General features: G+C 67.0%; 24 protein-coding genes. 16 read left to right on the top strand and 8 right to left on the bottom strand.

Translation table 11 applies throughout. From position 1 onward, the window contains the following. Positions 1-2 precede the first annotated feature (2 nt). The 10 genes from FGL91_RS07380 (at position 3) to FGL91_RS07425 (ending at position 6148) form a co-directional block, all read left to right on the top strand. Complete coding sequence (locus FGL91_RS07380; protein WP_153243502.1) at positions 3-506, top strand: hypothetical protein; 504 nt, start codon at positions 3-5, stop codon at positions 504-506. Continuing rightward, positions 506-1084, top strand: a complete 579-nt coding sequence (locus FGL91_RS07385; protein WP_153243503.1) for a hypothetical protein — start codon at positions 506-508, stop codon at positions 1082-1084. The genes FGL91_RS07380 and FGL91_RS07385 overlap by 1 nt, the downstream gene beginning before the upstream one ends. Then, positions 1081-1641 carry a hypothetical protein gene (locus tag FGL91_RS07390; RefSeq protein WP_153243504.1) on the top strand — a complete coding sequence of 187 codons (561 nt, stop codon included), beginning with the start codon at positions 1081-1083 and terminating at the stop codon, positions 1639-1641. The genes FGL91_RS07385 and FGL91_RS07390 overlap by 4 nt, the downstream gene beginning before the upstream one ends. Before the next feature lie 113 nt (positions 1642-1754). Beyond that, positions 1755-2042 carry a WXG100 family type VII secretion target gene (locus FGL91_RS07395; protein ID WP_028501988.1) on the top strand — a complete coding sequence of 96 codons (288 nt, stop codon included), beginning with the start codon at positions 1755-1757 and terminating at the stop codon, positions 2040-2042. Between the two features lie 272 nt (positions 2043-2314). Further along, on the top strand, positions 2315-2677 hold the full coding sequence (locus FGL91_RS07400; protein ID WP_153243505.1) for a hypothetical protein: 363 nt from the start codon (positions 2315-2317) through the stop codon (positions 2675-2677). A gap of 36 nt (positions 2678-2713) precedes the next feature. Beyond that, positions 2714-3112, top strand: coding sequence for a hypothetical protein (locus FGL91_RS07405; protein WP_047524672.1), 399 nt, complete (start codon positions 2714-2716; stop codon positions 3110-3112). A gap of 9 nt (positions 3113-3121) precedes the next feature. Continuing rightward, positions 3122-4438, top strand: a complete 1317-nt coding sequence (locus FGL91_RS07410) for a putative T7SS-secreted protein (protein ID WP_047524673.1) — start codon at positions 3122-3124, stop codon at positions 4436-4438. Position 4439: 1 nt separating this feature from the next. Continuing rightward, positions 4440-5039 (top strand): hypothetical protein, encoded by a 600-nt coding sequence (locus FGL91_RS07415; RefSeq protein ID WP_153243506.1) that lies wholly within the window; start codon positions 4440-4442, stop codon positions 5037-5039. 36 nt (positions 5040-5075) lie between these two features. Next, on the top strand, positions 5076-5714 hold the full coding sequence (locus FGL91_RS07420) for a hypothetical protein (protein WP_153243507.1): 639 nt from the start codon (positions 5076-5078) through the stop codon (positions 5712-5714). 146 nt (positions 5715-5860) lie between these two features. Further along, positions 5861-6148, top strand: coding sequence for a WXG100 family type VII secretion target (locus tag FGL91_RS07425; RefSeq protein WP_028501988.1), 288 nt, complete (start codon positions 5861-5863; stop codon positions 6146-6148). Between the two features lie 54 nt (positions 6149-6202). Here the strand turns inward: FGL91_RS07425 and FGL91_RS07430 are convergent, their stop codons facing one another. Continuing rightward, the gene (locus FGL91_RS07430; RefSeq protein WP_153243508.1) at positions 6203-6670 is read right to left on the bottom strand and encodes a recombinase family protein; all 468 of its coding nucleotides are present in this window, start codon (positions 6668-6670) and stop codon (positions 6203-6205) included. Positions 6671-6724: 54 nt separating this feature from the next. Then, on the bottom strand, positions 6725-7714 hold the full coding sequence (locus FGL91_RS07435; protein WP_153243509.1) for a malate dehydrogenase: 990 nt from the start codon (positions 7712-7714) through the stop codon (positions 6725-6727). A gap of 53 nt (positions 7715-7767) precedes the next feature. On the opposite strand from FGL91_RS07435, the gene FGL91_RS07440 reads away from it, so the two are divergent. Both FGL91_RS07440 and pip read left to right on the top strand, forming a co-directional pair. Then, positions 7768-8646 (top strand): neutral zinc metallopeptidase, encoded by an 879-nt coding sequence (locus tag FGL91_RS07440; RefSeq protein ID WP_153243510.1) that lies wholly within the window; start codon positions 7768-7770, stop codon positions 8644-8646. Between the two features lie 70 nt (positions 8647-8716). After that, complete coding sequence (gene pip, locus FGL91_RS07445) at positions 8717-9700, top strand: prolyl aminopeptidase (protein WP_153243511.1); 984 nt, start codon at positions 8717-8719, stop codon at positions 9698-9700. A 149-nt stretch (positions 9701-9849) separates the two neighbouring features. On the opposite strand, the gene FGL91_RS07450 is transcribed toward pip, so the two are convergent. Genes FGL91_RS07450 through FGL91_RS07460 form a run of 3 tightly spaced genes read right to left on the bottom strand, consistent with a single transcriptional unit; the run spans position 9850 to position 13364 of the window. After that, a complete protein-coding gene (locus FGL91_RS07450; protein WP_153243512.1) occupies positions 9850-11646 on the bottom strand; it encodes an aldehyde dehydrogenase family protein in 1797 nt (598 codons plus the stop codon). Between the two features lie 28 nt (positions 11647-11674). Then, positions 11675-13069: an MFS transporter gene (locus tag FGL91_RS07455; RefSeq protein WP_227991964.1), complete on the bottom strand. Its 1395-nt coding sequence runs from the start codon at positions 13067-13069 to the stop codon at positions 11675-11677. Between the two features lie 31 nt (positions 13070-13100). Further along, entirely contained in the window at positions 13101-13364 is a 264-nt protein-coding gene (locus FGL91_RS07460; protein ID WP_047521334.1) for a glutaredoxin domain-containing protein, read from the bottom strand. An 82-nt stretch (positions 13365-13446) separates the two neighbouring features. Between FGL91_RS07460 and FGL91_RS07465 the strand changes: the two genes are divergently transcribed. Beyond that, positions 13447-13839, top strand: a complete 393-nt coding sequence (locus FGL91_RS07465) for an SIP domain-containing protein (protein ID WP_131492980.1) — start codon at positions 13447-13449, stop codon at positions 13837-13839. A 14-nt stretch (positions 13840-13853) separates the two neighbouring features. On the opposite strand, the gene FGL91_RS07470 is transcribed toward FGL91_RS07465, so the two are convergent. After that, a complete protein-coding gene (locus FGL91_RS07470) occupies positions 13854-14309 on the bottom strand; it encodes an adenylyltransferase/cytidyltransferase family protein (protein ID WP_131492979.1) in 456 nt (151 codons plus the stop codon). A gap of 119 nt (positions 14310-14428) precedes the next feature. On the opposite strand from FGL91_RS07470, the gene FGL91_RS07475 reads away from it, so the two are divergent. Further along, positions 14429-15649 carry a glycosyltransferase gene (locus FGL91_RS07475; RefSeq protein ID WP_153243513.1) on the top strand — a complete coding sequence of 407 codons (1221 nt, stop codon included), beginning with the start codon at positions 14429-14431 and terminating at the stop codon, positions 15647-15649. A 113-nt stretch (positions 15650-15762) separates the two neighbouring features. On the opposite strand, the gene FGL91_RS07480 is transcribed toward FGL91_RS07475, so the two are convergent. Further along, on the bottom strand, positions 15763-17007 hold the full coding sequence (locus tag FGL91_RS07480; RefSeq protein ID WP_194239339.1) for a family 16 glycosylhydrolase: 1245 nt from the start codon (positions 17005-17007) through the stop codon (positions 15763-15765). Positions 17008-17468: 461 nt separating this feature from the next. On the opposite strand from FGL91_RS07480, the gene FGL91_RS07485 reads away from it, so the two are divergent. Together FGL91_RS07485 and FGL91_RS07490 are read left to right on the top strand one after the other, a co-directional pair. Then, positions 17469-18794: a phenylacetate--CoA ligase family protein gene (locus tag FGL91_RS07485; protein WP_153243515.1), complete on the top strand. Its 1326-nt coding sequence runs from the start codon at positions 17469-17471 to the stop codon at positions 18792-18794. A gap of 54 nt (positions 18795-18848) precedes the next feature. After that, positions 18849-19844 carry a Wzz/FepE/Etk N-terminal domain-containing protein gene (locus FGL91_RS07490; protein ID WP_153243516.1) on the top strand — a complete coding sequence of 332 codons (996 nt, stop codon included), beginning with the start codon at positions 18849-18851 and terminating at the stop codon, positions 19842-19844. Here FGL91_RS07490 and FGL91_RS07495 read toward each other — a convergent pair. Next, positions 19841-21364: a family 16 glycosylhydrolase gene (locus FGL91_RS07495; protein WP_153243517.1), complete on the bottom strand. Its 1524-nt coding sequence runs from the start codon at positions 21362-21364 to the stop codon at positions 19841-19843. The two genes, FGL91_RS07490 and FGL91_RS07495, sit on opposite strands and share 4 nt — an antisense overlap. Positions 21365-21488: the final 124 nt, after the last annotated feature.

Consider the following 21488-nt stretch of genomic DNA (forward strand, 5'->3'; position numbering starts at 1 on the left):
CCATGACCTCCCCTCGGGCCTCCGTGCACAAGCGGATCACGACGATGTATCTCCTGCTGCGGATGATGCAGGCGGCGGCGCTGATCGTCTATCTGGTTGGGTCTTTGCTTCTCACCGGAGGACAGATCGCCGCCGGTCGTGCGCCGATGTGGGGCGTTGCCATCGACTACCCCCTGTTCTCTTTTCCAGGGCTGCTATCTCTCGTCGTGTCCGTCATCGGTCTCATCCTGGCCGCCGCTGTTCTCGCTACGGCGCGTGTGAACGATTCCGGTCGAGTGGGCGGAGCGTTCGCGGCGACGGGTGCGGCCACCGCGTCCTCGGCGATGTTCGCGTGGATGCTCCCTTCGGAAGGGGCGACCGAGGCTACGCTGCGGTGGGTAGCGGCCGGTCTCGACGGGGCCGCCACTGTGGTTCTGATGGTCGCAGCGCTGATCCTCGCCGTCCGAGATGACCGTGCTCGTCAGCGTGAAGGACGCCTGATATGGACCCCGGGTCAGGAAAGCTGATGGCCGAAGACGAGCCCGGCGGATTCAGCATCCTGTTCCCGCCGGGATGGACACGGTACTTCATCGATGATGAGGGGCGAAAAGCCCTGATCATGCGGATGTCGTCGCAGATTCGAGCGCTCGGTCGCCCCGATCTCGATGTCGAGGCGCGGATGCTGATCAGCCAGCAATGGAAGCAGATGCAGGCGCGGAGTGTCGGTGCGGTCTACCTTCCGGACGCGATGGGGGACGACTCGACACCTCTGCCGATGTCATTCGCGCTGATCCAATACGTCGCTCGTCCCGGAGCCGATTTCGACTCGGCGTTCCGCGACATGGCGAAGGGGGCCGTCGAAGCTTTCGACACGTCGATCGGTCGGATTCTGCGGACCGAGAGCGAGCGCCGCGGCACAGACGAGCTCGCGGAGGTGATCGGGCGGCAGATCGACTACGGCATCGCGCTTCCGAACCCGCGTGACCGTCGCGGCATGATCGTCTCGACCTCCATCACCACGCTCGACGACACGGCACCTGATCTGGTGCAGGGTCTGATCGAGCTCAGCGACACGGTCGTCGAGACGTTCCGGTGGCGTGCGTGACCGGCTACCGGGTGCTGCCAGACCAAGCCGCCTGGCTGACACTTCCGCTCGAGTTCCCGTGGGAAGACTTCGTCGATGACGTCTCCTGGGCCGCCGAGGTCGCAGATGACAGAGCAGTTGCCGACGCGCCTGCGGCCGTCCGCACGGCGATCGCCGAGAGCGCGCTCACTCTCGTGCGCGCCGAGCCGCCGCTTCCCGGCGTGCGGGAGCGTTTCTGGTGGCTCCCCTCGATCGGCGGATCGGTCGTGGTCGCGCATCTGACGGCCGTCGAACTCGACGAGTCGCTCCACGAGCAGCCCCTCGATTCCTTCGTCTTCCTCGGCGCGGGAGGAATGGTCCAGAACATCACCGAGGTCGAGGGAACCGCGTTCGACACGGCCCTGGACTGTGTGCTGCTCGTCCCGGTCGACGACACGACCATCGCGCTGAGGCGCCTTCTCGGACGGACGGCGCGGATGCTGCTCATGCTCGATGTGTTCGTCGATGACGGCGGTGCGCTCCACGAGGCGCAACACGATATCTCGGCGCTCTTCACCTCGATCGAAGTGGTGCACTGATCGTGCGCCTGGATGGGGAGTTGTCCCCATCGACGGTGTTTGTGGGGGCCGCGTAGGGTGGTGGTATTCGGGCCGGAGGGGTCCGGTTCTTTCGATTTGCGGAGGTGTGGACGATGGCCGATTTCGGTGCGTCTTATGCGGAGATGGAGCAGGTGGCGTCGTCGCTGTCGCAGGCTCGTGATGACATTCAGGGTCAGTTGGACACGCTGAAGGGTCAGGTGGACACTCTTCTGGGTGAGGACTTCAAGACGCAGCATGCGTCGGGGAAGTTCGGTGAGGGGTACACGGAGTTGACGACGGGTCTGAAGACCGCGGTCGACGGTATCAATGACATGTCGGAGTCGTTGCTGGGGATGATGCGCGCGATCCAGGATCTGGATCAGCAGCTCGCCGGCAGCTGACGAACGGCACGGTTTCACGGAGAGGGTCGACCAGGTGGTCGGCCCTCTTCGTCGTCACCCGCCCGACGGCGGCCCGTGTGAGATGTCGGCCCGCCAAGTGGCAGTGAGCCCCTCCGATCCCATAAGGTGGCCGAGTGAATCAGACGGACAGGTCCCGCATCTCGGGCCGCCGTTGCGACTGCGGCTACCTCGCCACCGGTACGCCGCCTGCGAGGCTCTGCTTCGACTGTGGAGATCGCGCGCTGGCCGATTGGGTCGCTGAGGAGAAGAGCGTGCTCGGGCCCCTGCCGGGCTACGCGGTCGAGGTGGCGGAGATCATCCGCGACGCGGCGAAGAACCAGGCGGCGGCGATCAAGAAGCGCTCGAATGAACCCTTCGCCGAAGCCGCACGCGAGCGGAGCCAGGCGGCCCGGCGTCTTTCGCGGGTCCGCCGTGCCCACCGCCGCGAGCTGGACGGGGTCTCTCTGGACCGCTGGCAGGCGGCTGCCGCCCTGCTCGGCAGTGACCCCCGGGAGTTGTTCCGCAAGGAGTCCAAGCGCTTCGTGAAGCGTGGTCTCGGAGCGGCGCAGCTGACGGCCTTGGGCGCCGATGCGATGCAGATCGTCGTCAAGACCGCACAGGAGAAAAGACGCTGATCGAGTGTGGGGACTTCTCCCCATCGCCTGAGCGGCATGGTGACCGCTATCGTCGAATCCGGCGAGGGAGGACCACTGATGGCGGGCAATGACGGGATGCTGCTTCCGATGAGCGAGCTGCAGGAGATGTCACAGCAGATCACTTCGATCATCACCGAGTTCGAGTCGGCCAGCGCGCGACAGGGAGATGTCCAAGAAGCGGTCGGTCGACCCGCCGGCGATGGACGACTGCGCGACCGCTGCCACTCCTTCGAGGGCAGCTGGAACGACAGCCGGGACAAACTCCTCAGCAAGCTCCGCACGGTGAGCGAGCGCGTGCAGGGAACGATCGACGAGACGCAGCAGGCCGACGTCGACCTCGCGAGCCAGATGGAGCCGTCTTCCCCGTCGAGTCAGCCGGCGGGGCGGGGCCCCGGCGCTGCCCAGGCAGTCTAGGAGAACAACATGCAGACGACCAGAGGGCGCACGGTCGAGGTCATCGCCGGGAACCCCGGCGACATCGACGCCAGAGCCACGCAGATCTCCGATCTCGCTGACGACATGTTGTCCGCTGCGGCGACACTGCGTGGGATCGGCGATGGCAGCATCCGTGGCAAGGGCTATGCCATGGACAAGATCCGCGAGGTCGTGGACGACTCGCACAAGGACCTCAAGGAGGCGGGCGAGCGCTATCGCCCGGCAGGGACCGTTCTCAGTCGCTACGCGACCGCGCTGTCGACGGCGCAACAGCAGATGGCCACGATCGTCTCGGACTGCGAGACCTCTTTGAGTGCGGTTCAGTCGGCCCAAGGTGACGCTTCGGATGCACAGGGCGCGTTCAGCAGCTTCCGCACCGAGGTCGCCGCTGCCCCTCCCGCTCCCGAGGAGCAGGATGCGAGCGCGCAGCAGAGCGACCGACTCGAGCAGGCGGCTGCGAGTGCGGCGCTCGCGCTCTCGCAGGCGAGGGAGACGCACGCCGAGAACCTCCGTGCCTACGACGGCGTCTTCGAGACGTGGGAGGGCGCCTACGAGACGGCCGTGAGCGACCTCGAGGATGCCAACAAGATCGGCGAGGACTCCACCTGGGAGAACATCGCCGGCGTCCTCGCCGTCGTCGCTGAAGTGCTCAGCTGGGTCGGACTCGGTCTCGCCGTCCTCGGCCTGATCATCGGCGGCCCTTTCATTGCCGCGCTCGCCGTGATCGTCGCCGTCGCGTCGCTGCTCGTCACGGTCGCTCTCATGTTCGACGGGCGCAAAGGCATCGGCGACCTGTTGTGGTCGGTGGTGGGTATCCTCCCCATCGGCAAGCTCGGCCTGCTGTTCAAGAAGGGCGGACAGTTGAAATTCCTCGGGGAGATCGGCAAAGGCATCGCGAAGCCGTTCCAACAGGTCAAGGGCCTCCGGGGGCTCCAGTTCGCCCCGCGCAGCGGATGGCGCGCCGACTGGCTGCCGAAGTTCGATGCTTTCGCCGGTCGGGTGTCCGGCGTCAAGATGACCGGCCCTTTCTCGTTGAAGGGGATGCTCGACCGATTCGTCGGCGGTACCGGGCGCTCCTTCACGATCGCGTTCACGGACGCTGTCGGGTCGGCGCCGAAGCAGGCCATGGGAACCCAGCTGTTCAGCCAGTTGCCGACGGCGTTGCAGAATGTCGTCGGCGGAGCACCGACGACGTTCGAGCAGGTCTTCAACGTGTACAAGTGGATCGACCGCGGTGTGTCGGCGACGGGCGGACGCCCTTCCGGCGCCCTCTCGCCCGCGGGTGCCATCAATGGGCTGTTCTGAGATGGGCGAGTCACTGTCGGAATCCGGGTGGGATCTGAACTACGACGCCGCGTTGTTCATCCCCCTTCCCTCGGCGGAGGAGCTCGCCGCCGATCCGGAGCGCGGGCCGATGTGGGTCGGGGAGGTTCTCGAGCACTACGCGGCGTCGGCACCGCTGACCGAAGGCGATCGCCAGGGTCTGACGGTGACCGCCGAGGCACTCCTGAGCATGGCCGAGCCGTTCGTGATGCGCCTGTGGTTCGCTCCGCCTGGGTTCTACAGCGATGTGCTGGTGAGCCTTGTGGTGACCGACGCCGAAGGGGACTCGGCGAGAGAGATCGTCCAGCGTGTGACCGAGAATCCGGGAGCGACCGCGCCCGACGGGATCGCCATCGAGTCGGATACGCATGGCTCAGGAGTTCTGATCCGCCGCACCGCCGGAGTGCAGGCTCAAGACTCGAGCGCACTGCTGGTCGCCCAGTGGGATCTGCTGCTCCACGTGCACGGTGTGCTCATCGCCGCCAACGTCATGGCCACCACGCTTCCGGTGCTTGCCCAGCTCGAGGGTGAGCTGCTGGCCCTCGTCGAAGGCATCGTGCTCCCCGACGCCGTCATCGCATGATGCCGTCTCGGGGGCTTTTCCTGTGAGGATGGGGAGATGAACGATCTTCGTGTGGAGCTGCGGTACGGCATCCCCCCGTTCCGAATCGCGCTGCCGCCGGGGTGGCATCGAAGGGCTGCGTCGACGGCAACCGAGAAGGCTGACCTCGCGCGTGCATCGGAGCTGTTCCGCCAAGCCGGACGCCCCGATCTCGAGGCACAGTATCGGGCGATGATGGCCCGTGTGCGTCAGGGCATGACGAGGGCGAAGGTGTTCGCGATCTACCGGCAGGAGGATGTCGAAGCCGACGAACTCCTGCCGATGTCGATCACGGCGTCGGCGGTCGATGGCGAGGGTGGCCGCAATCTCGACGCCTGGATCACGGATGCGTTCCGGCTGCGTGGAGCGAGCTTCCTCGAGGATGCCAAGCATGTCGTGCGGTGGGAGGGCCCGGCGGCCCAGGCGCCCCGTGGCGCGGATCTCGAACAGGTGACCGGACGAACGATCACGTACGCCCTGCCGGTGCCGGAGACCGACCGCACGCGCGCGCTGGTGTTCACGACGACCATCCTCACGCCAGACGGTGGCGGGATCTCCGACGAAGCGATTCAGGGCATGACACTGCTCAGCGATCTGATGATCTCCACCGTTGCGTGGGAGCAGGCGATGCCGGAGACGGTTCCGGGCTCGGTGTGAGCGACTGCGGCTTTGTTCCGCCATCCGGTGGGGGACGGGTCGGTGATGGGGAGTTGTCCCCATCGACGGTGTTTGTGGGTGCCGCGTAGGGTGGTGGTATTCGGGCCGGAGGGGTCCGGTTCTTTCGATTTGCGGAGGTGTGGACGATGGCCGATTTCGGTGCGTCTTATGCAGAGATGGAGCAGGTGGCGTCGTCGCTGTCGCAGGCTCGTGATGACATTCAGGGGCAGTTGGACACGTTGAAGGGTCAGGTGGACACTCTTCTGGGTGAGGACTTCAAGACGCAGCATGCGTCGGGGAAGTTCGGTGAGGGGTACACGGAGTTGACGACGGGTCTGAAGACCGCGGTCGACGGTATCAATGACATGTCGGAGTCGTTGCTCGGGATGATGCGTGCGATCCAGGATCTGGATCAGCAGCTCGCCGGCAGCTGACGAACGGCACGGTTTCACGGAGAGGGTCGACCAGGTGGTCGGCCCTCTTCGTCGTCAGCGTGCGGCGTCGGCGAGGTGCCGGGCGTCGTGGCCCAGGACCTTCACGATGATCCCGTGGCGGCGCAGTTCTGAGACGGTGCGGGCGCCCTCTTCGGCGTCGCGGCCGAGAGCCTTGATGTTCACGACGACCAGCACATCGCCGTGTGTCAGAGTCGCGATGAGACGCGCGAGACGGTCGTTCCAGCTCTCCAGGATGTCGGGTGCCGGGTGACGGAACCCCTCGATCGGCACGCCGAAGCGGGTGAGGTCTTCGCGCTGCTTGACGACCGACGGCATGCCCTCCCGAGCGACGACGAGACCGACCAGGCGCGAGCCGTCAGGGCGTGCGGTCCAGAAGTTGCGGTTCTGCTGCAACTCGGTGAAGCACTTCGGGCAAGCCGCGGCATCATGAGGCAGGTGCAACGGGCTCGTCAGCGCCTCATCGACGGCAGTCGCATTCATGGGATCGATCGTCTCGCTCATCGCGCACCTCCGGCATCCATTCTGCCCTGTCGGACGGCGCCGCGGCGACCGGATTCACAACAGACCGAGGGCTTGCACCGTCTCTCGCTCCTGGAGCAGTTCCGCGACGGACGCGTCGATCCGCGCGCGTGCCCACTCGCTCAGCTCCAGCCCTTCGACGATCTGCCATTCCCCGTCGACGGAGCGCACGGGGAAGGACGAGACGAGACCCTCCGGGACGCCGTATTCGCCGTGCGAGACGACGCCGGCCGAGGTCCAGTCGTCGGTGCCCCGGACCCAGTCGCGCACGTGCTCGATGGTCGCGTTCGCGGCCGACGCCACCGACGACGAACCGCGCACCGCGATGATCTCCGCTCCGCGCTTCGCCACCCGCGGGATGAACGTTTCGTCGAGCCACGCCGGCACGTCACCGACGATCTGTTCCAGAGCCGGCGCCACCGGACGGCCGGCGACTGTGGCGTGCGAGATGTCGGGGAACTGCGTCGCAGAGTGGTTGCCCCAGATCGGGACGCGGCGCACGGTGTGCACCGGGGTGCCGAGGGTCTGCGCGAGCTGGGCCCGCGCGCGGTTCTCGTCGAGTCGCGTCAGGGCGGTGAAGCGCTCGGCGGGTACACCGTCCGCCGACGCGGCCGCGATCAGGGCGTTGGTGTTGGCGGGGTTCCCGACCACCGTGACGCGCACTCCCGCCGCCGCGTTCGCCGCGATGGCCGCGCCCTGCGGGCCGAAGATGCCGGCATTGGCGGCGAGCAGGTCGGCGCGCTCCATCCCGGGCCCGCGGGGGCGGGCCCCCACGAGCAGGGCGAGGTCGCACCCGTCGAAGCCCACCGCGGCGTCATCCGTCACCTCGACGTGTTCGAGCAAGCCGAACGCGCCGTCCTGCAGCTCCAGTGTGGCGCCCTCCGCGGCACCGAGTCCCTGCGGGATCTCCAACAGGCGGAGCCGTACCTTCTCGTCCGGTCCGAGCAGGTCGCCCGCCGCGATGCGGAACAGCAGTGCGTAGCCGATCTGGCCGCCGGCGCCGGTGAGGGTGATCGTGGTCGTCATGCCCCGAGCATACGTCCGATCACGCCGGTCGTCCCTCGGAGTACCCTCGTCGCATGACCTTCAATCCCGACGCCGACATCTCGGGCAACACGACCCGTCGACGCGGTCGCACCGCAGCCATCGCCGGAGGTGCGGGAGTGGGCGTGCTCGGCATCATCGCGCTCATCGCGGGCCCCCTCCTCGGCATCGACCTGACCGGGCTGCTCGGGGGTGGGGCGCCGAGCGGGAGCGGCGAGCCCGTCGGGGGATCGGTCATCGAGAACTGCGACACCGGCGCGGATGCGAACGCGGACATCGACTGCCGGATGGCCGGCGCGCAGCTCGCGCTCGATGACTTCTGGGCGGAGAACGTCGAAGGGTATCGCGCGCCGCAGATGATCGTGGTCGACGGCTCCACACCCACGCAGTGCGGAACGGCGTCCAATGCCGTCGGACCGTTCTACTGCCCGCCCGAGGAGGGGGTCTACGTGGACCCCACGTTCTTCCAGCTCATGCAGCAGCAGTTCGGGGCGTCCGCCGGTGACCTTGCTCAGCTCTACATCGTCGGGCACGAGTGGGGCCACCACATCCAGAACATCACGGGCGACATGGACCGCTACCCGAACAACGGGACGGGCCCGGGCAGCAACGGGGTGCGGATGGAACTGCAGGCGGATTGCTACGCCGGGGCCTGGATCGGCCGGATCTCGGAGGAGACCGACAGCAAGGGTGTCCCGTACCTGAAGCCGACCACCGAGGCGCAACGGGTCGACGCCCTGAACGCGGCGGCAGCGGTCGGTGACGACAACATCCAGGCGCAGTCCGGTTTCGTGAACCCGGAGAGCTGGACGCACGGCTCCAGTGATCAGCGTCAGCGCTGGTTCGCCGAGGGGTACCAGAACGGGCTGGGCGCCTGCGGCCAGGTGTTCACCCTCGCCGAAGGTGACCTCTAGCAAAGGGGCACCCGCGAGGCAGGTCCGTTACGGTGGAAGAGGCAGTACTGCACGACCGGCTGGGGGGCCGATGATGACGAAGACAGACGCACTGTATCCACCGATCGAACCGTACGACACGGGGGAGATGCTCGTCGGAGACGGTCACCGCGTGTACTGGGAGGTCAGCGGCAACCCCGAAGGCAAGCCGGTGGTCTTCCTGCACGGCGGCCCCGGCAGTGGAACCTCGCCCTGGCAGCGGCGGTTCTTCGACCCGGAGGCTTATCGCATCGTGCTGTTCGATCAGCGGGGGTGCGGGCGCAGCACACCGCATGCGAGTGCTCCCGATGCCGACTTCCGTCACATCACCACCGCCCACCTGATCGCCGACATCGAGCTGCTGCGCAAGAACCTCGGCATCGACAAGTGGCAGGTGTTCGGCGGGTCGTGGGGGAGCGCCCTCGCACTCGCCTATGCGCAGGCACATCCGTCTGCGGTGACCGAACTCGTGCTCCGCGGGATCTTCACGCTGCGTCGCGAGGAGCTCGAGTGGTTCTACGAGGGCGGGGCAGCGGCCCTCTTCCCGGACCTCTGGGAGAGCTTCCTCGCGCAGATCCCGATCCTGGAGCGCTCGCACCTGATCGAGGCATACCACCGCCGACTCTTCGACCCCGACCCGGCGGTGCACGTGCCCGCCGCGATCGCCTGGTCGACCTGGGAGGCGGCGACCGTGACGCTCACACCGGATCCCGCGCAGATCGCCGCCCTGTCCGATCCGCAGAAGGCCACCGCGTTCGCCCGCATCGAGAACCACTTCTTCGTCCATCGCGGGTGGTGGGACGAGGGGCAGCTGATCGCCGGCGTCGACGCCATCCGCCACATCCCCGCGGTCATCGTGCAGGGTCGACACGACGTCGCGACCCCGATGATGACGGCGTGGGATCTGCACCGGGCGTGGCCCGAGGCGGAGTTCATCGTGGTCGACGACGCCGGTCATGCGGCGACCGAGCCCGGCACGCAGAAGGCGCTACGCGCGGCGACCGACCGATTCGCCCGAGCCAGCCGCACGACATGAAGGAGATCTCGGGGAACGAAGGAGTGGATGCGCGACCGGCTCCTTCGTTCCCTGAGATCTCCTTCGTTGCGCGCTGGCCGTCAGGCTCGGTGCGCGCTGACAGTCAGGCTCGTTTTGCGCTGACCGTCAGGCTCGTTTCGCGCTGACCGTCAGGCTCGGAGAGCCTTCGTCAAGGTCTTCACGAGCCCCACGAGACTGCCGTCGATCCGGTAGCGGGTCAGTCCTTCGCTGACGGCCGCACCGGTGCGCGCGGAGACGAACCACGGTGGCTTCGGCAGGATCGTGAACCGTCCACCGCCGTTCGCGATCGGCAGTGACCGCGGGAGGGGGCGGAACGGTCCGCGGAGCACGGAGCGCTCGACCCCGTCGAGCAGGAGCGCGTTGTGCACGACCCCCAGGCCGCTGCCGACGTCGTCGATCGTGCCACCCGGGAACGCGCCCCAGGTGAGTGTCGGGGTGATGAATGCGAAGGCCGTCCAGCTGTTGATGGCGATGGAGCCGTAGTGGAGCGCGGCGATGGCCCGTTCGAATCCGGCACCGAGCGACTTCTCCGTGGCAGGGTCGATCAGCAGGTTCGCGCCGAGGGTGCCCTCCAGCCTGTCGTTCGCATGGGCGACAGCGGCATCCAGGAAGTCCTGGCCGGTGCCCGGCACGGTCACGACTCCCAGCACCGGGGCGAAGTACTCGGTGGTCTCCAGCGCGGTCGCGTCGTCGTCGGCGTCGATCTCGACGAGCAGCCGGTCGCCCAGCACGAGGGCGTCGGGGTAGGCGTCGGATGCGAGCTCCATCCTCGAGGCGGAGCCCGGGTACCAGGTCGGACGTTCGGGGGCGTTGGCGTATGCACGTCGCAGCGCGGCTCGGAACGCATCGGCTTGATCCCACTCCGACGACATGATCACCACTTGGCCCGCGATGCAGTTGTGTCCGCAGTTCTGCAGCCGCATGGTCGCGATGTGCTCGGCGTGGTACGTGAGGTCGGCCTCCGTCCACGCGCCGGGCACCACGATGATCGGTGAGACGCCGCCGAGCTCGGCCGTGATCGGCTTCTTCAAGCGCGGGCGGTTCTCGCGGCGACGGCGCTTCGTGGCCGCGGCCCCCTCGCCCTTCGACGGCCCCCACACGATGGTGTCGAACGTCGCGGCGGACCCGGTGATGTGCACATGCGCGAGTCCGGGGTGGTCGGTGAGGAAGGCGCCGACCGCCGGGCCGCCTCGCACGATGCGCAGGAACCCCAGCTCGATGAGGGGCGCGAGCGCACGCTTGTACACCGGCACGAGGGCGTCCTGAGTGGGGTTCACCTTCAGCAGCGCCGTGCGGTTGTGGGCGAGCAGTTCGTAGAACACGTCGAGGACAGGGATCGAGGTGATGTTGCCGGCACCGAGCACGAGTCCGACGCCGCCCGACGCGGTCGGAGTGCGCTGCGCGAGACCGGCGGATGCGCGCGCGGCGTTCGGGGTGATCCCGGGCTCGAGCCAGACCTCGCCCGTGAAGCCGGACAGCAGGAACCTGTCGATCCCGGTCAGGGGGAAGGCGTGCACCCGGGTACGCCCACCCGGGGCGCGGTCGATCGTGATGCCGTCGAGCGGGTTGGTGCCTTCCGCCAGGCGGGAGAGGGTCGCGATGTAGGCGTCGAGCGCGCCGATCACGCTGTAGGGGCCGCTGAGCCACTCTTCGCCCCGCAGTGGATGCGCCCCGTCGAGGCCCTTGGAGGCGGAGGCCGTGTTCGCCCAGTCCTCGGCGGTGGCGGCGACGCTCGTGCGCACCGCGCGCAGCAGGGTCACGCGTTGAGCGATCGTGAGGGCCGACCACGTGCGTGCGCCGGCGTGCAGGTCGTCGACGGCGGTGTCGAGCCGTTCACGCTCGCCCGCGCTCATCCCGGGAGCCTCGGTCTTCGGCGCGCGCTTCGGAGCGGGCGTGGCGGCGGTGGAGGTGCTCGCAGAAGTCATCGATGTCTCCTTCGGACGGGATCCCAGCTTAGGCGTCGAGGCTCGCCACGGCGTCGATGTCTTCCCTGCGCAGGCGATAGCGGCGGAGGGTCAGCAGGCTCGCCGCCATCAGCGCAGCGGGGAGGATGCTGAAGCTCAGGACGATGCCCGTGATCGCGGCCGCCGGTTGCTCGACGGTGGCGCCGGCGACGGTGGAGATGTAGCCGGTGGTGGCGAGGGCCAGTGACACCGCGGTCGCACCGAGGGCGAAGCCCACGGTCTCGCCTGCGGTCCAGATGCCGGTGAACGTGCCCGCCTGTCCCGGCCCGCTGGTGCGCTCGTCGTGCGAGATGACATCGGGCAGCATCGCCATCGGCAGGGACTGGAGCCCCGCGTAGGCGATGCCGGCGACGGCGACGGACGCGTAGATCCACGCTCCGGGCGTCCACACCGCGATGACGAGGGTTGCCGCTGCGGCGGTGAACAGGCCGCTGGCGATGGCGAATGCGCGTTCCTTCCCGGTGCGCCGGGCGAGCGCGGTCCACGCCGGCGTCGCGAGCAGCGCGGGTCCGACGAGGGCGACGAACACGAGCGTCACCGCGTCTTCGGATCGCAGGACCCAGGTCGCGACGTACTGGGCGCCGGCGAGCATCGTCCCCGTCGCGAGCGCCTGCAGGACGAAGGTCCGCAGCAGGGCGCGGAACGGTTGGCTGCGTCCGAGTGCCCGGAAGCCGGACATGTACTGGTCGCGCCAGGTGGAGGACACGATCGGTGCGCCGGGGGTGTGCGCGGTGCGCCGCGCCGCGATGTCCGCCGTGCGGGCGGCGATCAGCATGCCGATGCCGATCGCCAGGCCGGAGGCGATCCCCATCAGGAGGTATCCCAGGACCGGATCGGAGCCGGCGTTGCGCAGCGCCGGACCGCCGGCGCCGAAGAGAAGGATCGCCGCGGTGAGCACGACGACGCGCCAACCCAGCAGGCGGGTGCGCTCGTCGTAGCTGCCCGTCAGCTCTGCGGGGAGCGCGACGTAGGGCACCTGGAACAGGCTGAAGGCCGTCGCGGTCGCGAGGAACGCCAGCAGGACGCTGACGGCTCCCGTCACCGGTCCCCAGGAAGGGGGGACGGCGAAGGTGAGGGCGAAGAACAGCGGGAGCGCGAGGGCGCCCGTGACCATGAATCCGCGGCGGGACCCCGTGCGTGCGAGCTGTCGATCGGAGGCCGCGCCGATCAGGGGATCGATCAGGACGTCCCAGATCTTCGCCGCGGTGACGATGAGTCCTGCGGCCAGCGCGGCCACGCCGAGGTTGTCGGTCAGGAAGTACGTCAGCACCAGCCCGGGCAGGGTGGCGTAACCGCCGGTCCCCAGCGACCCGATCGCGTACAGCACGATCGTACGCGGGGAGAGGCGGACGGATGCTCGTTCGGACCGAGCCTCAGTGCTCATCGCGCCAGTGTAGCGGCGCCACGGCGACCGTTCAGATCAGTGCGAGCTCGCGCAGCTTCGACTCGACATCGGCGTTCGACGGCTCGACGTGGTGCGAGGCGTCGGGGTACACGACGACCGGGATGTTCGTTCGCCCCGAGATGTCCTTCGCGATGTCCGCGGCAGCGGGCTCCGCGACGAGGTCGACATAGGTGTACTCGACGCCGAGCGCATCGAGCTGCTTCTTGGTGCGGATGCAGTCGCGGCACCAGTCGGCGCCGAACATCGTGATGGTGTCGGAGGCAGGAGAAGTCATGCCTCCAGCCTACGGCTGCGTGGATGGGGTGGCGCTGAGAAGCCTCTTGATAGGTAAGGCTACCCTTATCTAAGCTGGTGGCATGAGCAACGCGTGCGAGCACCTGGATGACCCTGACTGGGACAGCATCGAGGGGGCCGTGCTCATCGCCGGCGATGCGGCCGATGCCGGTACCATCGCGGGCATCGCGGCGCGGCTGCCCTGGGACGCCCAGGGGGTCATCCTCCTCGAGGTCGCGGCGCGCATCCAGTTCCGCCACATCGATGTTCCCGACGGCGTCTCGGTGCGGTGGCTCGTGCGCGGCGACGGCATCCGTGCGCACGCCCGCGGTGAGCGACTTGCGAACGCCGTCCACGCCTGGTGCGTGGAGTGGGCATGCGGCGAACCGTGGTCCCCGTGGACCGTCTGGCTGGGCCCGCACACCCCTCCACACGTGGCGCGGATGGCGCGCAGCCTTCTCGGCGTCGCGAACTGAGCGACGCCCGAAGGTCAGCGGGTCGCGGCGACGGCCGGGGCGTTCGCGCCGGCCGTGATCGCGTCGAGCGCTCGGCGCAGCGATGAGCTCGAGGTGTGCGCCGTGTACGGGAAGTACACGACCTCGACGCCGACCTCGGCGAACTCGCGCTCGAGACGCAGGCCCTTGTCGGTTCCGCGCCAGTCGTCGCCCTTGAAGAAGTGCGTGAAGTGCACGTCGCGCCAGGAGTCCATCTTCGAGGGTGTGGTCTCCACATAGACGTCGTCGACGAAGGAGATGTGCTTCACGATCTCCGCGCGCTCGGACGTCGGGATGACGGGCTCGATGCCCTTCACCTGGCGCAGCATCTCGTCGCTGACGACACCCGCGATCAGGATGTCGCAGTGCTGCTTGGCGTGACGAAGTAGATTCAGATGCCCGACGTGAAAAAGGTCGAAAGCACCAACGGCATAGCCGATACGCGTCCCCATGATCTCCCCAGATCAGTAGTCCCCAGTAAGCGGATCCCCACCCGCTCAGCGACTCCCACAGCCGCAAGTCGAGAGTCTAGCAGGTTCGGGTTTCTTTCCCCACAGGAACACATGGAACGATGGAGGCCGCAGGCATTGCGCGTGCGGAAGAGGGGGCTGACGTGGGGACACCGGTCACGGTCATCGTGCCGACGTTCAACGAACGCGACAACGTCGCGGAACTCGTCGCCCGCATCGCCGCTGCGCTCCCCGAGGGGGATGCCGAGATCCTCTTCGTCGACGACAGCACCGACGACACCGCTGCCGAAGTGGCGCGCGTCGCCGCCGATGCCCCGGTCCCGGTGCGCGTCATCCATCGCGCCGAGAACCACGGCGGTCTGGGCGGGGCCGTGGTCGTCGGGATCGAAGCCGCGTCCTTCGACGTCTGCATCGTCATGGATGGCGATCTCCAGCATCCGCCGGAGCTCCTGCCCGCCCTGCTCGACCGCTACGACGCGGGGGATGCCGATCTCGTCGCCGCGTCCCGCTACGTCGGCGGAGGGGACACCCGCGGCCTCGGGACGGCCGTGCGGTTCGGCGTCTCGCGCGCGGCGACCTGGCTGACCCGGGCGATGTTCCCGATCCGGCTCGCTCGCAGCACCGACCCGATGACGGGCTTCTTCCTGGTGGACCGGAAGCGCCTCGAGGTCGCGAATCTCCAGCCTCAGGGTTTCAAGATCCTCCTCGAGATCCTGGCCCGCAACGACCTTCGCATCGCCGAGGTGCCGATGGAGTTCGCCGAGCGCCGGCACGGGACGTCGAAGGCGAGTCTGCGCCAGGGAGCGACCTTCATCGCGCACCTCGCACGTCTGCGATTCGGGAAGATGTCCTTGTTCGCACTGATCGGCGCGATCGGCGCTGCCGCGAACCTCGGGATCATGTGGGGGCTGACCGCCGCCGGCGTCCCTTACATCTGGGCGGCCATCATGGGCGCCGAGGTCACGATCATCGGGAACTTCCTGCTACAGGAGCGCTTCGTCTTCGCCGACATGCGCACCGACGCCCGTGGCCTCGGGGTCCGCTTCGCCAGTTCCTTCGCCTTCAACAACGTCGAGGCGGCACTGCGGATCCCCGTGATGGCCTTGATGGTCGAGTCCTGGCACATCTCGAGCGTGCTCGCGACGGCCCTCTCTCTCATCGTGGCCTTCTTCGCACGGTTCCTCTTCCACTCGCTCGTCGTCTACGCCCCGAAGCGGCGCCGGAACGACGAGGCGGCGGCATCCGAGCCGAAGCCGGATACCGCCGCGCTGCGTGTGATTCGGGCCATCGACGCTGAAGCGATGAAGCCCGGCGAGCTCTAGGGCGCGGAGACCCCGAGGTCCGACCTCGGAGCCGTGAGCGCCTCCGGTGCGGTACACGGTCGCGTGTCGTCGTAGCGGGCAACGAGCTGATGGATCCGGTTCAAGCCGCTGCCCTATTCCGCGTATGCCCAGTGCTTCACATAGTCGATGAGGACATCGTTGATGGCGCCCGTGGTGGGGCCGGTGCGGGCGCCCCAGCTCTCTCCGATGAACTGGGAGAAACGGATGTCGAGCTGACCGCTGAATCCGGCGAGGATCTTCGGGTCAGACGTGCGGAACGTTTCGACCCCATCCACGGAAAGTGCGATGAACTGAGGAGTCTGCTCCAGCGTGTAGGTATGCCACTGATCGCTCGGCGTCGTCAGAGTGAAGTTGCGTTGGGTGTATTCCCCCTTTGTCTTCACGCCCGTCTGTTTGTAGATGGTCTGCTGGATACCGGTGCCGTCGTTCGGGTAGTAGCCCGGCTGCAGGTTCGGCGTGCCGATAGCTTCGAAGAGGTCGATTTCACCACCGAGATTCACATCGCGGAACCAGATCGCTGACCAGAGCCCCGTGGATGATCCCGGCGTCAGCATCTTCGCCCGGATCTCGGTCTTGCCGTACCCGATGTGGTGCTTGCCGCGCGACCAGACGTAACCTCCGCTGTAGGTGATGGTCTTGCCGTTGAACTGCTGTGGCGCGGCCAGCTTCTGCATACGCAACCGGAGGTTGCCGTCCACGACGCTCACGTTCTCAGGGAAGTTCGCCCCGTCGAGAGTGTTTGCGTCCATGAATCGGCGGGCCTCCCACGAAGAGGTATCCAGAGCGCCCTCGAAGTCGTCCTCCCAGGTCGGGGCCGCGGGTGCCTCCGCGACGTTCGCGTCGTTCACCTTCACCGTGAGGCCGGGGGACGATCTGGCTCCGAAGAACGCGATGTCCGCGCCGCCGCCGGCAGTCAGTCTGTCATCACCCGTGTCGGCCGCTGTGAAGTCCTGTGTCTTGCCCTCGCCCACGCCGGCCTCGGCGCTCAGGTGGACTTCCGCCCCAGCATCTGCGGTCGTCAATGACAGCTGGATGCTCTCGCCGAGCCCGGCGACGTCTGCGAGCTTGGATTCGGCCAGCACGACTTCGACTGGAGCCAGCACGCCGTACTTGTGCGCGGCGAGACGGTCGATACCGACGAAGACCTCACCGGTGGGCGCCACTCTCGACCACAGCATGTAGCTGCCGGACTGCGTGGCTCGGCTCTGCACCCCGATGATGTGCCCCGGCCCGGCGTCGGGCAACGTCGAAGGAGTGAAGGTCACGCTGGTGACGGAGTTCTGCGGCGCATCTTCGGTGAGGCTCAGCATGCGCGACTCACCTGAGGCGACGTTCACCTCGACATCACTGATGAGGGTGTCGGTTGCGCTCGCCGCGGGGACGACCAGAGAACCTAGAGCCAGTATCGAAAGAACGCTTCCCGCCATTGCGATTCGCGTGATGCGCTTCATATGTCCGGGCATGCTGGCTGTCTCCTTGGTCGATGGTGGCGCACTCAGTGCCCTGCGACGGTCGCAGATCGGACCTCGCGGCTATTCGCCGAGCGCCCCTGTAGGTCGGTGATCGAGAGACTCTAGCGGTGTTCGCCTGTAGCCCGTCGAAGTTATCCACAATCGAGCCTTCGATGCGAACCTCGAAGCACGGGCGTGCGACAGGGGGAGGCCCGGGGGGAGCCGTCAGCCTGACACGAGCCCGGTGTCGGAGTGACGGTCCTCGCCTCGCTCAGCCGTTCACTACGTGTCGGGGAACAACGCCTAGCATGGAGAGGATCGGCGCGAGCCGGAGCTTGTGGGGAGCGGTGAAAAGAGAGATCTTCGACGCCAAGACGCGTCTGCTCATGCGGGGTGATCGCCGAGCGTTCGAGACGATGGTCGAAAATGAACGACTCAGCGTCCGAGAGTTTGAGGCGCTCTCCACGACCGCGGCGGCGCGGATGGCTCTCCACGCGTACGACTCATCTCCCTTCTACCTGGACCTGTATTCCGGCGCGGGGTTCTCGCGGGAAGACGTCGCCGAACCGCGAAACTTCGAGAGGCTTCCGATCGTGACGAAGGCCGCGCTCCGGGAAGCGGGGGACAGCGTGCTCTCGACCGCGATCCCATCGAAGCGCGCGCTGGTGTCGCAGACCGGTGGCAGCACGGGAGCGCCGCTGCGGGTGCGGAACGATGCCGCAGCACCGACAGCCCCCATGTGGTGGCGGATCTATCGGTGGTGGGACGTGCATCCGGGCGACGACATGGCTTTCATCTATCGGCGGCTGAGGCAGGGGCGGGAAGCGCTGAAGTACGCGGTCCAGTGGTGGCCGAGCAGGCACATCCACCTCGATGCCCGGGCGATCACGGATGAAGCGATCGAGGACTTCACGAACCGATGGTCCCGTGTTCGACCCCGTCTCCTTGTGGCTTATGTAGAAGGTGCGACCGCGGTTGCCACCCACCTGGCGAAGTCAGGGCGCACTCTGCCGACGACAGCGGTGTCCGTCACGGCGGCGATGCTGCAACCCGGACAACGCGCACTCCTCGAATCGGTGTTCTGTGCGCCGGTGTATGACACCTACCGCTCTGCCGAGATCCCATGGATCGCTGCCGAATGTCCGCAGCATGAGGGACTGCATGTCGCGGGAGACCAGCGCATGGTCGAAATCGTCGACGATGCCGGCCGCCGCGTCGAGCCAGACGTAGAAGGGTCGGTCGTCGTCACCGACTTCAGTAACGAGGTGTATCCCCTCGTGCGATACGAAATGGGTGATCGCTCCCGGCTTCTGAACGGCGCGTGCGGCTGCGGGCGGGTGTTCCCTCGCATCGCCCCCGTGCAGGGGCGACTCGCCGACGTGATTCGTACGCCTTCGGGCCGCCGCATCACGGGCGGTCTCAGCGGGCTCTTCCTCGGGGATCCCGAAGCGATCCGGCAGATGCAGATCGTGCAGGCCTCGGACTACTCGATCGTCATTCGCTATGTCGCTACGCGGAAGGGGGAGGCCACGGATGCAGCCGCCCGAGCCGCCCGCGCGCTCACCGCACTTGTCGGGGAGAACGTCGACGTGACGACGATCGAGGTGTCGCGCATCGAGAGCCAAGCGGGAAAGGCGCGCCTGGTCGTCTCGGAAGCTCCGGATCCGCACTGACCACGCGACCTCTCACGGCGGGCAGCCAGCAGCAACTTGTAGGATGACGGGGGTTTGCGTCCGACGACCGTGTCGAACGCGCGGATGGGGGAGCGCACCTTGGCGACACACTGGACACTCGAAGACCTGTACCGAGGGGTCATGCAGTCGTGGCTCGTACTCGTGGGGACGATCGTCGCGTTCGCGCTCGTCGGCCTCGGTATCTTCGCGATCTATCCGCAGAAGTACACCGCGGAGGCGCAGCACACCGTCGAGCCGATCAGCGTACTCTCGACGGGATCGAGCTTCAACACCGTCAACATGGAGACCGAGAAGGTCGTCGCGACGTCGACCGCGGTGCTGGAGCGTGCCGTGGAGAATCTCGACGACACGTCGATCGAGGCTCTACGTGCGAACACCGTGGTCGAGGTGCCCCGCAACTCGCAGGTTCTCATGTTCCAGGTGACGGCCAATACTCCGAAGCTCGCGGCCGAGCGCGCGAACGCGCTGGCGGCCGCGTACGGCGAGCAACGGACCGACAACGCCCGGGCCGTCGTGGAGAAGACCACAGCTGAGCTCGGGACTTCGATCACACAGCTCCAAACGGTGCTCGACTCCCAGCCCGTCGGGAGTAGCGAGCGTGCGGCCACGCAACTGCAGCTGCAGGCGCTGCTGGACCAGCAGGCTCGGATCACGGCGACGCCGTTCTACTCCGGAATGCTGGTGACTCCCGCAGATCCTCCGCAGCAGTCCAATCGTCCGTCTGTACTCGTGTTCGTTGCCGCAGGACTCTTCCTGGGGATCCTCGTCGGTGCGATCGCCGCGCTGATCGTGTCGCGAGTGCGAAACGGCCCCGGATCCTCCTACAAGCGCAGCCTTCTGGAAGAGGAGACCGACGACGACGCGATCGACGACGACGTGATCGACGACGAGGACATTTTCTATGTCGAGGGCGAGGAGGTCGAGCTCGATGACGATGATTCACTCATCGAGCCCGACGACTCCCATGCTGCCGTGGCGCAGCCGATGGTAGCGCCGCAACGCGGCCACACCAAGAAGCGGCGTCGCTAGCCTTCGTATCTCCATACCCGGACGTAGTCGACCTGGAAATCGAGATTCTGGGTAGCGGCCTTATTGTTCGGATTCGGAAGACCCCAGTAAGTCGAAGACGGACCGACGTGCAGGTTGAGACGCATGTGGAGCGGTGAACCGAAGTAGTTCGGGTTCCAGAGGTTCGGATGCGTCGATGGGGTCGCTCGCAGGATTTCCACACCGTCCACGATCACTGCGGCGTACGTCGGCGTGAACTCGAACGCGTAGGTGTGGAAGTCCTTCCACACCGGCGTCGCGGCGCCGTAGTCTGCGTGATGCCAGATGTAGCGTTGGTTCAGCGACGGGGTCGACGTGTGAGTGTGGACCGTCGTCGTTGCCGTGTCGATGCGCTGGTCGCGTACCGCTGCGTCGTCATACCCCCAGGCCTCCATGATGTCGATCTCACCGGACTGGTTGTTGCGGAGCCAGAACGCGGCGAGTGACCCGAACGTGTTCGGGCCGCTGGGCGTCTTGGCTCGGATCTCCCATCGGCCGTACTGCTGCGACATACTCACATCGTCGGAGCTGAGTCGTCGTTGGTCGAGATAGCCGGTCTTGTGCCAGAGTTCCCGCGGGCCCGTCTGGGTGGACGGACGGATCGCTGGAGTGTCGAGCCAGTCGGCGCGAATGTGCAGAACGCCGGCGTCATCGACCGAAACCTGCTTGCGGTCGACCACGGCCGCGTCGAAGAGAAGACCGAGATCGTCCTGGCCGCGTACGTTCCACTTGGCGGGATCGACGGAGGGTCTTCCTGAGTCGTCCCTGTAGGTGAACTCGTCGCTCCATGACGGCGTGCCCCAGCCGGGGACGCTCGTGTCACCCACGGGAGGAACCGTCGGAGCCGTGGGAGGAACCGTCGGCTTCGTGGGAGGCGTCACAGGCGGAGCCGGGGTCGGATTCGCCGGAGGCGTTACGGGTGGAGCAGGCTTCTGCGTGCGGTCCTCGCGGACGAGATGCGCGTCGAAACTGAGATTGCGAGTCTGACGCCAGTTCGACAGCACTTGCACAGCCATCGTGTTCTCCCCCGCCGTGAGGATGCCCGCAGGAACCGAGAACGAGACGGTGTTCTTTCTCGCAGCCGTGGAAGTCGGCGCCGCGGTCGCGTAGCTCCCGGCCGTGATCTTTCCCGAGGGCGCGTTCTTGCGGCCGATTTCCACGCCGTTGATCCAGATCACGATCCCGTCATCTGCCCAGGTGTTCACCCACGACCATTCAGGGAGGTCAGAAGTGAGCGTGAAGCTCTTCGTGAAGTAGGTGGCGAGAGGCTGGCGACCTGCAACGCGGGGAAGCAGCGTGTTCACCGCCCCGGTGCTCGAGCCGATGCCGAACGGTGCCGTCCCCGTCGCCCAGGACTTCGTGGAAGTCTGCCAGCCCGCGGCGGGAGCCTCTGCTCCCCGGTAGTAGGACCAGTCGGTCGACCCACGGGGGATCACCGACGTGATGGTGCTCGAGGACTCAGCCGCGACGGCCGGTCTCCCGACCACGAGCGAGGCGCCCACCACTGCCAGGGCAGCGAGGGAAGCGAACAGGAATCGAAAGGATGAGTGTCGTATGTGATGTGTCAGCTTCATATCGAGGGGGTGCGAAGTCGAGTTGCACGGGCAACGCGGTTCGCCGGAGCCT

This window comes from Microbacterium sp. CBA3102, from assembly GCF_007954505.1.
GTDB classification, from domain to species: Bacteria; Actinomycetota; Actinomycetes; order Actinomycetales; family Microbacteriaceae; genus Microbacterium; species Microbacterium aurugineum.

Coding starts and splice junctions, on each gene's coding strand:
- FGL91_RS07380 (WP_153243502.1), top strand. CDS start 3: ATGACCTCCCCTCGGGCCTCCGTGCACAAGCGGATCACGACGATGTAT.
- FGL91_RS07385 (WP_153243503.1), top strand. CDS start 506: ATGGCCGAAGACGAGCCCGGCGGATTCAGCATCCTGTTCCCGCCGGGA.
- FGL91_RS07395 (WP_028501988.1), top strand. CDS start 1,755: ATGGCCGATTTCGGTGCGTCTTATGCGGAGATGGAGCAGGTGGCGTCG.
- FGL91_RS07405 (WP_047524672.1), top strand. CDS start 2,714: ATGGTGACCGCTATCGTCGAATCCGGCGAGGGAGGACCACTGATGGCG.
- FGL91_RS07410 (WP_047524673.1), top strand. CDS start 3,122: ATGCAGACGACCAGAGGGCGCACGGTCGAGGTCATCGCCGGGAACCCC.
- FGL91_RS07415 (WP_153243506.1), top strand. CDS start 4,440: ATGGGCGAGTCACTGTCGGAATCCGGGTGGGATCTGAACTACGACGCC.
- FGL91_RS07420 (WP_153243507.1), top strand. CDS start 5,076: ATGAACGATCTTCGTGTGGAGCTGCGGTACGGCATCCCCCCGTTCCGA.
- FGL91_RS07425 (WP_028501988.1), top strand. CDS start 5,861: ATGGCCGATTTCGGTGCGTCTTATGCAGAGATGGAGCAGGTGGCGTCG.
- FGL91_RS07430 (WP_153243508.1), bottom strand. CDS start 6,670: ATGAGCGAGACGATCGATCCCATGAATGCGACTGCCGTCGATGAGGCG.
- FGL91_RS07435 (WP_153243509.1), bottom strand. CDS start 7,714: ATGACGACCACGATCACCCTCACCGGCGCCGGCGGCCAGATCGGCTAC.
- FGL91_RS07440 (WP_153243510.1), top strand. CDS start 7,768: ATGACCTTCAATCCCGACGCCGACATCTCGGGCAACACGACCCGTCGA.
- pip (WP_153243511.1), top strand. CDS start 8,717: ATGATGACGAAGACAGACGCACTGTATCCACCGATCGAACCGTACGAC.
- FGL91_RS07450 (WP_153243512.1), bottom strand. CDS start 11,646: ATGACTTCTGCGAGCACCTCCACCGCCGCCACGCCCGCTCCGAAGCGC.
- FGL91_RS07455 (WP_227991964.1), bottom strand. CDS start 13,069: ATGAGCACTGAGGCTCGGTCCGAACGAGCATCCGTCCGCCTCTCCCCG.
- FGL91_RS07460 (WP_047521334.1), bottom strand. CDS start 13,364: ATGACTTCTCCTGCCTCCGACACCATCACGATGTTCGGCGCCGACTGG.
- FGL91_RS07465 (WP_131492980.1), top strand. CDS start 13,447: ATGAGCAACGCGTGCGAGCACCTGGATGACCCTGACTGGGACAGCATC.
- FGL91_RS07470 (WP_131492979.1), bottom strand. CDS start 14,309: ATGGGGACGCGTATCGGCTATGCCGTTGGTGCTTTCGACCTTTTTCAC.
- FGL91_RS07475 (WP_153243513.1), top strand. CDS start 14,429: ATGGAGGCCGCAGGCATTGCGCGTGCGGAAGAGGGGGCTGACGTGGGG.